10 protein-coding genes, 1 tRNA gene and 1 pseudogene are annotated in these 13,147 nt (G+C 52.8%); 4 read left to right on the top strand and 8 right to left on the bottom strand.

Annotation, left to right across the window (positions count from 1 at the left end; translation table 11 throughout):
* Window position 1: 1 nt before the first annotated feature.
* Window positions 2-865 (bottom strand): fumarylacetoacetate hydrolase family protein, encoded by an 864-nt coding sequence (locus I6L74_RS04515; RefSeq protein WP_059177552.1) that lies wholly within the window; start codon window positions 863-865, stop codon window positions 2-4.
* A gap of 17 nt (window positions 866-882) precedes the next feature.
* The gene (locus I6L74_RS04520) at window positions 883-2,244 is read right to left on the bottom strand and encodes a 2-hydroxycarboxylate transporter family protein (protein WP_059177551.1); all 1,362 of its coding nucleotides are present in this window, start codon (window positions 2,242-2,244) and stop codon (window positions 883-885) included.
* A gap of 347 nt (window positions 2,245-2,591) precedes the next feature.
* Here I6L74_RS04520 and I6L74_RS04525 point away from each other — a divergent pair, with 347 nt between their 5' ends.
* Window positions 2,592-4,229 (top strand): ATP-binding protein, encoded by a 1,638-nt coding sequence (locus I6L74_RS04525; RefSeq protein WP_059177550.1) that lies wholly within the window; start codon window positions 2,592-2,594, stop codon window positions 4,227-4,229.
* On the top strand, window positions 4,219-4,911 hold the full coding sequence (locus I6L74_RS04530; protein ID WP_059177549.1) for a response regulator: 693 nt from the start codon (window positions 4,219-4,221) through the stop codon (window positions 4,909-4,911). Before I6L74_RS04525 ends, I6L74_RS04530 begins: the two co-directional genes overlap by 11 nt.
* 387 nt (window positions 4,912-5,298) lie before the next feature.
* On the opposite strand, the gene I6L74_RS04535 is transcribed toward I6L74_RS04530, so the two are convergent.
* The gene (locus I6L74_RS04535) at window positions 5,299-7,434 is read right to left on the bottom strand and encodes an ornithine decarboxylase (protein WP_059177548.1); all 2,136 of its coding nucleotides are present in this window, start codon (window positions 7,432-7,434) and stop codon (window positions 5,299-5,301) included.
* 397 nt (window positions 7,435-7,831) lie between these two features.
* On the opposite strand from I6L74_RS04535, the gene I6L74_RS04540 reads away from it, so the two are divergent.
* The gene (locus tag I6L74_RS04540) at window positions 7,832-8,545 is read left to right on the top strand and encodes a DUF554 domain-containing protein (protein ID WP_059177547.1); all 714 of its coding nucleotides are present in this window, start codon (window positions 7,832-7,834) and stop codon (window positions 8,543-8,545) included.
* A 95-nt stretch (window positions 8,546-8,640) separates the two neighbouring features.
* Window positions 8,641-8,716: transfer RNA gene (locus tag I6L74_RS04545), tRNA-Phe, on the top strand.
* A 290-nt stretch (window positions 8,717-9,006) separates the two neighbouring features.
* Here the strand turns inward: I6L74_RS04545 and I6L74_RS04550 are convergent.
* The 5 genes and pseudogenes from I6L74_RS04550 to I6L74_RS04570 form a co-directional block, all read right to left on the bottom strand.
* Window positions 9,007-10,362, bottom strand: coding sequence for a VasL domain-containing protein (locus I6L74_RS04550; protein WP_059177546.1), 1,356 nt, complete (start codon window positions 10,360-10,362; stop codon window positions 9,007-9,009).
* Between the two features lie 18 nt (window positions 10,363-10,380).
* On the bottom strand, window positions 10,381-10,782 hold the full coding sequence (locus tag I6L74_RS04555; RefSeq protein WP_059177545.1) for a DUF2541 family protein: 402 nt from the start codon (window positions 10,780-10,782) through the stop codon (window positions 10,381-10,383).
* Window positions 10,783-10,887: 105 nt separating this feature from the next.
* Complete coding sequence (locus tag I6L74_RS04560) at window positions 10,888-11,178, bottom strand: hypothetical protein (protein WP_243398822.1); 291 nt, start codon at window positions 11,176-11,178, stop codon at window positions 10,888-10,890.
* A gap of 35 nt (window positions 11,179-11,213) precedes the next feature.
* Window positions 11,214-11,597 (bottom strand): annotated as a pseudogene (tssB, locus tag I6L74_RS04565) (type VI secretion system contractile sheath small subunit); the annotation flags it as partial.
* Window positions 11,598-12,299: 702 nt separating this feature from the next.
* Window positions 12,300-13,139 carry an alpha/beta fold hydrolase gene (locus I6L74_RS04570; RefSeq protein WP_059177542.1) on the bottom strand — a complete coding sequence of 280 codons (840 nt, stop codon included), beginning with the start codon at window positions 13,137-13,139 and terminating at the stop codon, window positions 12,300-12,302.
* Window positions 13,140-13,147: the final 8 nt, after the last annotated feature.

The following is a 13,147-nucleotide window of genomic DNA, read 5'->3' on the forward strand; positions in this document are numbered from 1 at the left end:
CCTAGTGCGCAGCCGTCAGCAACTGTGCTGGCGCTTCCATGATCACATTGCTCAGATGACCGATATTTTCGATCTCCACTTCAATGCGATCGCCCTCTTGCATGAACAGCGGCGGATTGCGTTTTTTACCCACGCCGCCAGGCGATCCGGTGATGATCACATCGCCCGGACTTAAGCGCGTAAACGTGCTGATGTATTCGATCAACTCCGCGACTTTGTGGATCATGCTGCTGGTGTTGTCTTCCTGCACCATGCGGCCATTCAGCCAGGTACGAATCGCAAGCGTGTGCGGATCGGGGATTTCATCAGCGGTCGCCATCCACGGACCAAACGCGCCGGTTTGTCGCCAGTTTTTGCCTGCGGTAAACCAGGTATGCTGCCAGTCACGCGCTGAGCCATCCATGTAACAGCTGTAACCCGCCACATGGCGCAGAGCGTCTTCCCGGCTGATGTTTTCCCCGCCTTTACCGATGATCACCGCCAGTTCGCCTTCGTAATCGAATTCACTGGAGTGACGCGGTTTCAGCACCGGGGAGTTGTGTCCGGTCTGAGAGTCCGGGAAGCGGACAAACAAAGTTGGGGCCGGATTATGCTGATCGAACTCCTGGCGTTTTTCGGCGTAGTTCATGCCTACGCAGAGGATTTTTTCTGGATGCTCGATCACCGGTAAAAAGGTGATCGCATCCATCGGTACGTCAACGGCATCGTTGAGATAACGCGTGGCTTCTGCCATGCCGTTGCCCTGTAACAGCGCTTTAAGGTCGCTGTAGCGGTCACCCAAACGGCGACCTAAATTCACCACACCCTCGGCCTTCACGATGCCGTAGCTGCGTTGACCTTTATAAATAAAGCTTGCGAGTTTCATTGTTCTTTCCTGAAAACTTAAACGAGGAAGTTGCCCAGAATCAGCAGCGAGATAGAGACGTTGATTGCCCCGCCAATACGCGTCGCAATCTGAGCGAATGGCATCAGGCTCATGCGGTTACCTGCGGTCAGGATCGCCACGTCGCCGGTTCCGCCCTGTCCGCTCTGACAGCAAGAGACGATGGCGACATCAATCGGGTGCATCCCGATCTTTTTACCGACGAAGAATCCGGTTGCCACCAGTGCAGAGACGGTGCTGATAATCACCAGCAGGTTGCTGACGGTGAACGCATTGACCAGTTCCTGCCACGGCGTAATCGCCACGCCAACGGCGAACAGAATCGGATAGGTGACGGAGGTCTGGAAGAATTTGTAAACCACCTGCGAACCTTCGAGCAGACGGGGAGAAGCGCCGTTGCACAGTTTGACCAGCACGGCCACAAACAGCATGCCGACCGGTGCTGGCAGGCCAATCAGCTTGTGACCAAGCATACCCAGCATGTAGAGCAGCACGGCCAGCAACGCGCCGGAGGCAATGGTGGTCACGTCCGCTTTACCGGAGAACGCCGGTTGGGAAGCCGTGGTATCAGCATTAGCACGGTTTGGCATCAGCTGGCCTTCGCCGGTCAGATGCGGGTAGCGTTTGCCGAGCTGGTTCAGGCAGCCGGAGATGATGATGGCGGTTAAGCCTCCGAGCATGACCATCGGCAGCACGCGACCGAGCGCAACGCCCTGATCCATATGCAGCAACGTGGCATATCCGATAGAGAGCGGAATAGCGCCCTCACCAACGCCACCGGCCATAATCGGCAGAATGATAAAGAAGAAGATCTGGAAGGGTTCAAGACCGAGCGCCATGCCCACGCCCATTCCGACAATCATGCCGACGATTTCGCCGCACAGCATCGGGAAGAAAATGCGCAGGAAGCCCTGAATCAGCACCGTGCGATTCATACTCATGATGCTGCCGACAATAATGCAGCAGATATACAGATAGAGGATGTTGGTAGATTTGTAGAACTTGGTGGTGGACTCCACGACCACGTCAGGCAGCAGGCCGTAGTAAACCATCGCTGACGGGATGAAGGTGGCGCAAATCGCCGCCGCGCCGAGCTTGCCAACAATCGGCAGACGCTTACCGAACTCGCCACAGGCGAAGCCGAAGAAGGCCAGCGTCGCCACCATCACCACAATGTCGCTTGGCAGCTTGCCGCCCAGGCAGTCGATAGCAATCAACGCGCCGGCTAATACAAAAAGCGGCAGCGGGATAATCCCCACTTTCCAGGTATCCATAATGTGCCACCAGCGCTCTTTAAGCGTCGGCCGCTGAGTATCTATCGGATCGTGCGTTACAGAGAAAGAATCGTCAGTAGTGCTCATCTCATTAAGCCTCTTGGTTATTTGTGCATTAAGCTTAAAGTTGTCAACGCGGGCTTTATGTGAGGAACGGCATATTAAAACCGAAGTTTTAATGGCCTCTATGGTTTTAATGGTTTCTTTTATTGAATGTGATTAACCACTTATTTATTGCCGTGGTTTTAATGGTTTCTTTTCCAGAATGAACAAACGAATAACATTTATTTGTTTTATATTAAACGATCGTCTAATTCTTAAAATGCTTTTGTAAATGGCGCTGTGCAAGGGATCACAAGTTTTAGGCAAAGGCGACCCCTGGCAAAAAAAAGATGATATATTCACTGAATCCGTTAATACCTTGCGTGATAGTTATGAAGGTTTCGTTTCAGATTAAGTTATTTATTTCGCTGGTGGCTTTCTTTTCAGTGCTATTTGCATTACTGGGTGGATATTATTATGTCGACGTCAGTCGGCAACTTTATCAAGAAATGAGCACCCGAGCCAAAATACAAGCAGAAGAAATTGCGCTTATTCCTACGCTGCGTAAAGAGGTCGAAGAAAAAGACATCAAAGCAATTCATGCTTTTATGCGTCAAATAGCGGATCACAGCGACGCCAGTTTTATAGTGATTGGGGATAATAACGGTCGGCACCTGTTTCATTCAGCCTTTGAAGATCGTGTGGGGACCACCCTGGTCGGCGGCGACAACGCTGAAGTGTTGCAGGGCAAAAATATCACCACTATCCGTAAAGGCGGTTTGGGGATTTCGCTTCGCAGCAAAGCGCCTGTTTTCAACGATGCCGGACAGGTGGTGGGCATCGTCTCCGTGGGCTATCTCACCAGCTATCTCGATACCATTACCGTCAGCAAGGTGGTGAATATCCTGATCGCAGCCGTGTTGCTGCTTATCGCCCTGTTTATCTTCTCGTGGTATTTCACCCGCAGTATCAAAAAGCAGATCTTCTCCCTTGAACCGCGCGAAATTGGCCTGCTGGTGCGCCAGCAAAAAGCGATGATGGAGTCGATCTATGAAGGGGTGATCGCTATCGACGCGCATTTGCGGATCGAAGTGATCAACCAGGCCGCGCGGCAATTGCTGGGCTTACCGCAACCGGCGCGTGAACTGCGCGGGCAATTGATCGGCGACGTTATCAGTCCGGTGTCATTCTTCACACCGCAAACCATGCTGGCGAAAGACACGCACGATGAGATCTGCCGCTTTAACGATCTCACGGTGATCGCCAGTCGGGTGCGGATCATGCTGGAGGATTCACTCCAGGGCTGGGTGATCACCTTTCGCGATCGCAACGAAATTGACTCGCTCAGCGCCCAATTGAGTCAGGTAAAACGTTATGTCGACAACCTGCGCATCATGCGCCATGAGCAGTTGAATCGCATGACAACCCTTTCAGGCATGTTGCATATGGGTCGCTACGAAGAGGCGATCGGCTTTATTCAGGCGCAATCGGAACACGCACAGGAGCTGCTGGACTTTATCTCATCACGGTTTAGCTCACCCACGCTGTGCGGTCTGCTGCTCGGGAAATCCGCGCGGGCGCGTGAGAAAGGCGTTGAACTGAATTTCGATCCCGCCTGTCGGATGGAGAAACCTTTCGCCCCGCTTCACGAAGCCGAACTGATCTCCATTATTGGTAATTTACTGGATAACGCTATCGAAGCCACACAGCGCGCCCCGCTCCCGCATGAGCCGGTAGAAGTGCTGATAAAACTCAATGAGCGCGAGCTGATTATTGAGGTAGCGGATCAGGGGGTGGGCATTAAACCGGAAATCCGCGAACGCATATTTGAACGCGGTATTACCACCAAAACGCGTGGCGATCACGGTATTGGCCTGTACCTGATCGAGAGTTATGTTACCCAGGCTGGCGGCGCCATTGAAATTGCCGATAACTCGCCTCGGGGCGCTATTTTCTCACTCTTTATTCCCGCCACGGGAATCGCTAGACGCCCCGCTCAGGAACTGGAAGATACTGACTATGCAACATGAACATATCGATGTATTGATTGTTGAAGATGAGAACGAACTGGCGCAGCTTCATGCCGAGCTGATCGGCAAACATCCGCGCCTGCGGCTGGTGGGCATTGCCTCGTCACTCGCCGACGCTCAGGCCAAACTCACCCGCTTGCAGCCGCAACTGGTTCTGCTGGATAACTATTTGCCGGACGGTAAGGGCATTACGTTAATCAGCAACCCTCTGCTGATGCCTGCTAATTGCTCCATCATTTTCATCACCGCCGCCAGCGATATGGATACCTGTAGTCTGGCGATTCGCAACGGTGCATTCGATTACATTCTGAAACCCGTTTCCTGGAAACGGCTCAGCCAGTCGCTCGAACGCTTTGTGCAATTTGCCGAGCAACAGCGCGTATGGAAGATTGTTGATCAGCAAAATGTCGATTCGCTGTACCAGCTTCAGGCCAAAAATTACCGTCAGGATAACGGCAGCAAAGGGATTGAGGAGAATACGTTGGCGCGAGTGCAGACGCTGTTTAATGACCAGGCCGAGCAGTGCTTTTCGGTGGACGACGTGGTGAGCGAAACGGGCTTGAGCAAAACCACCACGCGGCGCTATCTGGAGCACTGCGTCGAGGCGGGCTTTCTGAAGGTGGAGATGCTTTACGGAAAGATTGGGCATCCGCGCAGAATGTATAAGCGCGCAGCGGCGTGAGGGTGCTGTGTGATGGTGCGGCGTGATCCCCTCATCCTAACCTTCTCCCATGAGGAGAAGGAACCGTCTGGAGCTGTCTTTTTCCCCTCATCCCGGCCCTCTCCCAAAGGGAGAGGGTGATAGCAGAGTGAAGGACATAATCATCTCCTCTCACAGAGGAAGAGGGGGAAAACAGAGTGAAGGAGCAAACCGTCCCCTCTCACTGAGGGTGAAGGGGAAAACAGAGTGAAGGAGCAAACCACCCCCTCTCACTGAGGGTGAAGGGGAAAACAGAGTGAAGGAGCAAACCATCCCCTCTCACAGAGGGTGAAGGGAAAAAAAAGTGAAGGAGCAAACCATCCCCTCTCCCTGTGGGAGAGGGTTAGGGTGAGGGCAGCAGCCCCGCACCTACTTCAACACATACCCATACAGCCGCTTAATTCCGTCGGCATCTTTCTCACTGTATACGCCCTGGAGTTCTGGCGAGAAGCCAGGTAACACATTAATGCCCTCTTCCAGCGCCAGGAAATAACGCTGTACCGCCCCGCCCCAGACTTCTCCGGGCACAACGCATAAGACTCCTGGCGGATACGGCAGCGCCCCTTCTGCGGCGATACGTCCTTCCGCCTCGCTGATACGCACCAGCTCCACGTTGCCGCGAATGTACTCCTGGTTAGCATCCTGCGGGTTCATCATAACCGCAGGGAAATCCGCTTTCCGGAACATCGCTTTTTGCAGATCTTTGACGTTAAAACTGACGTACAGATCGTGCATCTCCTGGCAAAGTTCACGCAGAGTGTAATCGCGATAACGCACCGGATATTTGTTGAAGACGCTCGGTAAGACGTCAGCCAGCGGCGTGTCGTCCTCGATGTGCTGTTCAAACTGCCCCAGCATCGCCACCAGCTGTGCCATTTTTTCGGCGCTTTCCGCAGGCGTGAGCAGGAAAAGGATCGAGTTGAGATCGCACTTTTCCGGCACGATGCCGTTTTCACGCAGGTAATGCGCGAGGATCGTCGCCGGAATACCAAAGTCGGTGTAATCCCCGGTTTCGGCGTCGATACCTGGCGTGGTCAGCAGGAGCTTGCAGGGATCGACAAAGTACTGCTCGCTGGCATACCCCTCAAAGCCGTGCCACTTTGCGCCTGGCTCAAAGCTAAAGAAGCGGCGCTCGCTGGCAATGGCGTGCGTCGGATGATCCTGCCACGGACGCCCTGCCACTACAGGCGGAATAAAGGGTTTGATCATCTTGCAGTTCGCCACAATCGCTTTACGCGCTTCGATGCCCAGCTCGACGCATTCCGCCCACAACCGGCGTCCGCTCTCGCCTTCATGGATTTTGGCGTTAATATCCAGCGAGGCAAACAACGGATAAAACGGGCTGGTCGAGGCGTGAAGCATAAACGCGTTATTCAAACGCTTATGGGGACAAAAGCGCGCCTGGCCGCGAATATGATTGTCTTTCTTGTGGATCTGCGACGTTTGCGAGAAACCAGCCTGCTGCTTATGCACCGATTGGGTTACAAAAATGCCCGGATCGTTTTCGTTCAGGTCCAGCAACAGCGGCGAACTGTCGGCCATCATCGGGATAAACTGCTCGTACCCCACCCACGCCGAATCAAACAGAATGTAGTCGCACAGATGGCCGATCTTGTCGATCACCTGACGGGCGTTATAAATGGTGCCGTCGTAGGTACCGAGCTGGATCACGGCCAGGCGGAACGGTCGCGCGTCCTTCGCCTTTTCGGGAGCCACGTCGTTGATCAGCTGACGTAGATAGGCATCGTCAAAACAGTGCGCATCAATGCCGCCAATGAAACCAAACGGGTTGCGCGCCGCTTCAAGATAGACCGGCGTCGCGCCAGCCTGAATTAATGCGCCATGATGGTTGGATTTATGATTATTACGATCGAATAACACCAGATCGCCGCGCGTCAGCAAAGCATTGGTGACCACTTTATTGGCCGCAGACGTTCCGTTAAGCACAAAATAGGTTTTGTCTGCGTTGAATACTTTCGCTGCAAACTTTTGCGCATCTTTCGCGGAACCTTCGTGAATCAATAAGTCACCCAGTTTCACATCGGCATTGCACATATCGGCGCGAAACACGTTCTCGCCAAAGAACTCAAAGAACTGCCGCCCAGCAGGATGTTTTTTAAAAAAGGCACCATGCTGATGTCCAGGACAGGCGAATGTGCTGTTATCCATCGCGACATACTGACTCAGGGTATCGAAAAATGGCGGCAGCACGTTCTCTTCATAACGACAGGCTGCGGCTTCCAGCTCCAGAAACTCCTGCGCGTTTCCGCTTATCACTGCCACCACCCCTTCCGGAACCTCAACAGGCTCAGACGAGAAGATAAAGACCGGAAGCTGGAACCCTGTGCGTTTCAGTAACGCAAGAATACCGCTGCGGCTTTGCGCGACCGTCATGATGACCGCCGCCACATCCGTAAAATCGGTGTTATCCAGCGTCACCACTTCACGATGGGTGGATAGCGCGGAAACCAGCTCGTGGCTGACGGCAATTTTTAATGATTTCATATGCACAAATACCCGTTTCAGGGGAGTGAAAAACCCCGGACAGTTTAATCTGCCCAACGAAGGTGTCTGACTGGAACGTCGCTCCGATCGCCAGACATCAGTAAAATCAGAGCGCGTCTGGTTTTACTGATGTCCTGCAAAGAACAGGCGTTACCCTCACCGCATGATGAGAGTAGGATAGAACGTGCTGATACGGACAGGGCTAAGCGCAGTGGCAGACGTCATCATCAGTGGCAGCTCCGTATCCGTGAGGGGAAAATTTGCGCAATCATGTCACCTTTTATTTTTGGGTGCAAGAAAGAATCCTTATGCACGGCACGCACCCAAAAGGAGCCATTTAAGGCCCTCTTCATGTCATAATAATGCAATATCAATGATTAAATAGTGGGAGTGTATTTTGGTTATTGGACCGTTTATCAACGCCGGTGCGGTATTACTGGGTGGCGTCCTGGGCGCCGTTTTGAGCCAACGCTTACCTGAGCGTATTCGCTCATCCATGCCTTCCATTTTTGGTCTGGCCTCGCTGGGTATTGGCGTTTTGCTGGTCATCAAATGCGCTAACCTGCCGGTGATGGTCCTGGCAACGCTTTTGGGCGCGCTGATTGGCGAATTTTGCTATCTGGAAAAAGGGATTAGCGGCGCGGTGGGCAAAGCCAAAAATCTGATATCCCGCCCGGGAAAAGCTAAAAACGACTCCCACGAGACGTTTATTCAAAACTATGTGGCGATCATTATTCTGTTTTGCGCCAGCGGAACGGGGATTTTTGGCTCCATGCAAGAGGGGATGACCGGTGACCCCAGCATTTTGATTGCTAAGGCGTTTCTCGATTTCTTCACCGCGACCATTTTCGCCACGACGCTCGGCATTGCGGTTGCCGCGATTTGCGTTCCGATGCTGGCGATTCAGCTCGCTCTCGCCAGCTGTGCCACGCTGATTTTGCCGTTTACCACACCCGCGATGATGGCGGATTTTACCGCTGTTGGCGGCTTGCTGCTGCTGGCAACCGGTTTGCGCATCTGCGGGATAAAGATGTTTGCGGTGGTGAATATGCTGCCCGCGCTGGTGCTCGCCATGCCGCTTTCCGCCCTGTGGACCCACTTTTTTGCTTAAGCGGTCAACAAACTGGCGAGAGAGTGTGCAGTCTGTAGCGAATATGACAAATTTCGTTGACGAAAAGGGGCGAATCGGGTTTAATGCGCCCCGTTGCCCGGATAGCTCAGTCGGTAGAGCAGGGGATTGAAAATCCCCGTGTCCTTGGTTCGATTCCGAGTCCGGGCACCACTTTCACTTTTCCCCCGTCGTTAGAATTCCTCCAGACCCCAGTATAATCAGCCTCATATCTTGTCTTATCGTTAACCCGGCTCCACGAAACTCCACTCAATTTTTCTCAATCCAGTTGCATCTAGCACCTATTATGTGTCCAACGTAATTCAGTGTCTCCAGATGGCACTGGCAGCCAGGCCAAAAGACAAAGCCTCTACACTCTCCGATGAACGCGGGCGTTTTTGCGCGTGAAGCCTCATGACTCCCAATACTGGCGAATGAAATATCGCCTGGCGGGCTCAGTGCGCTTATGGCGTGGTATTTCCCGGCTTGTCTGTGAGTAGCGTGTAGCGCGTCAGCAGCTGGTTCAGGTGCATCTGCGCCTGCTGTGCCAGCGCCGGGCTGACGCCTGACTGCTGCATCTGTCGAAGCTGTTCTTCCACGGGCGGCGTCTGACTGAAAGCCTGCGTGAGGGAAAATACCTGCGATTTCAGCTCACTCACCGTCATGTATTTCCCGTGCTGTTCATCCAGCCCGTTAAGACGGTCAGTCAGCCGCTGCAGTTGTTCCATGCCCTGATGCCAGCCGGTAAGGCTTTCTGACGGGAGTGCGATCGCGTCAAGCTGCTGTTGCCACTGTTGTCGCAGCGAGACACTTTGCGCGGGCCAGAGCGCGAGGACCTGCTGTACAAGCTGGTTACCGTACGTGATATTCCAGCCAGCCGGCAGTTGGGCAAGCCGAGTGAGCTGGTGTTGGGTGGCGCGAATAACCCTTTCCGCTGACGGTGGGTGTAATTGCAGCGCCTGCAACTGCGCTGGGGTCAGCACAACGGGCTGAGGCGCCAGCGACGCATTCAGTTGCACGAGCAACGGGTCAGGCCGGTGGACGTACTGCCAGCCCCACAGTGCCATGCTCCCCACCACTAGCATCGACAGGGCTCCGCCGAGAAACGGTTTCCACGCGCGTTGTGACGGTGGTGGCGCTGTTGCTGTGATATCGGATGGCGGCTCCGGCTGCGCCACGTAAATCCATCGCGTTTTATCAGTCTGTTCGCGTGCAGAGGCCGCCATCAGCGCCGTGTCATTTGCACCGACAGGCAACGTGTTTGCTGATTTTTCACCCCTGTCGTCCGTTGCGCCGTCACTGTTCTCCAGCCGGACAGCTGCGTTATGGATGACCGCTCTGAGCACATCCAACTGGCTCAGATGCTTTAACTCCAGCCGCTGCAGAACGTCCCCCAGATTTTCCAGATGTTGTTCTGCCAGGTACAGCGGGCTGAGGTCGGCATACGTCAGCGTCAGGGTTCGCATCGTCTGTTGCAGCCGTTTGCTCAGCCCGCTTAAGATTTCCATTCGAGCATGTACCGGCTGAGGCCAGAGGCTACCCCACTGGCGGGTGATAAGCGCCTCCAGTATCGCTAGCCCTTCGTTCAGACCACACAGCCCGGCAAGCTGAGTGCGAGCGAGCGTATACCAGGCGGCAGTCTGCAACTCAATGCCGTTATGCTCAAACAGACTGAGGCACAGTCGTTCAGCGTACGTCCAGTTGATATCAGGCCTGGCCGGATGCGTGAGTTTGTTCAGTTCATCGCGCAGAGCGGCGTAATCCTTCAGTGTGCGCGGGTCGCCGCCCGTTTTCAGGCGGTGTCGTGTGTCATAAGACATTCGGTATCCCCCCCGTTCTCAGTCGTCACCAAAGACTTTCAGGGTCGCCATATCCGACGAGTTAACCGTGTTGCCTGAGAAAGTGATTTTCGACACACAGCGTTTATTGTCGTTATCGCTGTTGATATTAATCCAGGCGGTGGTTGCGCCCTCTTTTATGGAGGCCGGAACATTCAGTGTCTGATGACTGGATTTAGCCGCTTTAAAATATACGGCAGCGCCACTTAAATTAATGTCGCCGTGTTCTGCGCTCAGTTGCAGACGTTTAATCACCCGACAGACCGGGATTTTCAGCGCCAGGTCGTTAGTGGTATTACGTGGCATGGCGATCACACCCAGCACCTTATGGTCGTTGGCCTGAGCAGTAAGGCTCAGCAGAAGGCCGGCCAGCAGGCACGGAAGTGCGTGAGAAAGTTTCATTGTGAAGTCCCTGTGAAAGTTATCAGAAGTGTGGATAAAAAAGAGACGAAGCCCCCGTTAGTGGGCTCCGGGAAGATTCAGTGCGTGTAAAGTCCGGCTCATGCCTCAGTCGATCCAGACCGGAATACGCAACCCCAGCGGCAACACTGGTGAGGTGAAACGCAGCGGCGTTCTTTCAAGCTCCAGCGCGGTGTTGAAATACTGCATTTCCCTAAACGGCTCGGTTTCTGTTGCTATGCAGCGGATGGCAAACGCTTCATCCATCGGTTCGGTGGTCCGGCAGTGGTTCAGGCTCCCCTGCTGTAGCACCCAGATGGCGGTTCGGCACAGTGAGACATCCACCTGCCAGGCCCCGCCTTCGCGACCCTGAATTTCCAGCGCCATCAGCACGCCCAGCGTGGCGAGGTAACCCGTGAGATAATCGTTCGGATAGACTTGAGGTCGCGCAGCAGGCTGCGCATAGCGAGCATCGCTTTTAACTGTGGGATTTGGCGGGCAACCTGTTCAGGTTCAAAATCTTTTATATCGCGGAATGTAAGCAAAATATTCTCTTCGCTGCCGTCACCGGCCAGCGTATTTTCTACCGCCAGGTTTACCTGGGGTGAAAACTCAGCCAGTACGCTCCCGAAGTTATTTTTGTTAATATCTTTTTTTTCACGTTCAGACAACGGTCGGTTCTCCCGACCATTACTGAAGTCCCCTACTGTTAATAATTTCAGGGGTAATTCAACTTTCTTCTGTGCGCCCCCGGTATGCAGGTTCAGCCGCAAATTAATTCGGGCCTTTGGCACTTCATTCTGAAATGAGTCCGCCATCGTTAATCTTCCCTTCGTTCAGAAACAGAACACCAAAATGGCGCTCTTCCATAAACATCATTCTGGGATAAATGACCGATAAAGATCAGTGATTAAGATCAATATTCTTTACATAAGCTAAATTAAAGTATATTTGTCCATAAGTGGACGAGCGCGAGTATTTACAAAAATACAAATCAATGAGTTGAATTTAAAAAGCCAGAAAGTGCGTGGATTTACCCTTGTCAACACGTCCTACAATAAGAAGGAAACAATCTGTCAAGAAATGATATTCCTTATTGAGTCTATTTTAACGCGATGGATGGTAACAAAAAATAAATGAGTGCCGGTTTATTATTCAAAACCGCTCACAGTTTAAACATCAGGAGTTTTAAGAAATAAAGAATGGATGAACTGAGGTATATAAATCACGTCAATATATTCACAAATATATATCAAAAAGTGAATCATTGAGCGATCGTCGAAACAGAACGAATGTGAACGTTGATCTGGGAAAGCGATCTGACGTTTTAAAAATCATCTTTCAGCATTTCTCAGTCACCAAATCCATACTCGTTAAAGTGATGATGACAATGACGGATGACCTTCCCTGCTGTCAAAGACCGGGCACTGCGCCGCTTACGGCGAAGAACGACTGATGCCAGCTTATCGGTTCACCGTCTGCTGGCTGAGTAAAGGTAGCTGGTGGACGATGCAAGTGCTTTAACACTCTGGCAATTCCTTCGCCAACAGTTGCGGCCAAATAGCGGCCCAATCCGATCCATGTGTCATGTTGCTGACGATGTCGACCTGACTGCAAGTGCCACCGACTGCACGCTGAAAGCGTTGCGCGACTTCGGGTGTCACTGTTTTATCAGCATCACCGCTGAAATGAAGTTGCGGCATCATTCGGAGTGCGGAAGCACGATCGATGGCGCTAACGGCATCGGGCATTGCGCTCACATGATGAATTGCATTCACATACGCCACGTCAAGATTTCCCGCCACAGTGCGTAATGAACGAACATCAGTGCGGCGTTCAGCCAGTATTGCTGCGATATTGCCGCCGCCGGAATACCCTATCAGCTCCAGCTTCACGCCTGGATATTGCTTCACAAACTGACTCAGCGCGTCATTCATAGCATCAATGACGGAGGGTGAAAATCGGTCGCTTGTCCACACTCGCTTATCACAATGAGCAGGTAACGGCGGCCCGATAAACTGGCAGGGGCGCGCAATATACAGCACATTTTGATTTTTATCCGTCGCAGCCAGCGTCAACCCGATCGGTTTACGTGGCGTGGGGTCATCTGAAGGTTGCGTGCGACTCTTCCATGCAAAGCCGTCACCCTCAATATAGACGCGCAGTGAATGAACGGGAGCAGTAATACGGGACCAGGTGGCGATCAAAAAAGGGTTGGTTTGTATGTCATCTCTGCTCAGCCTGGAATGCTGTGCAATCTCCTTTGCGGTAATGCGCGAATCATCAGAAACACAGCCCGCTAATAAAAAAGATAAACTAATCAATATGCCTGTGAAGAATATATCATGTTTTATTCCCATGCCCTGCT

The organism is Lelliottia amnigena, from assembly GCF_019047465.1.
In the GTDB taxonomy this organism is placed as follows: Bacteria; Pseudomonadota; Gammaproteobacteria; order Enterobacterales; family Enterobacteriaceae; genus Enterobacter; species Enterobacter amnigenus.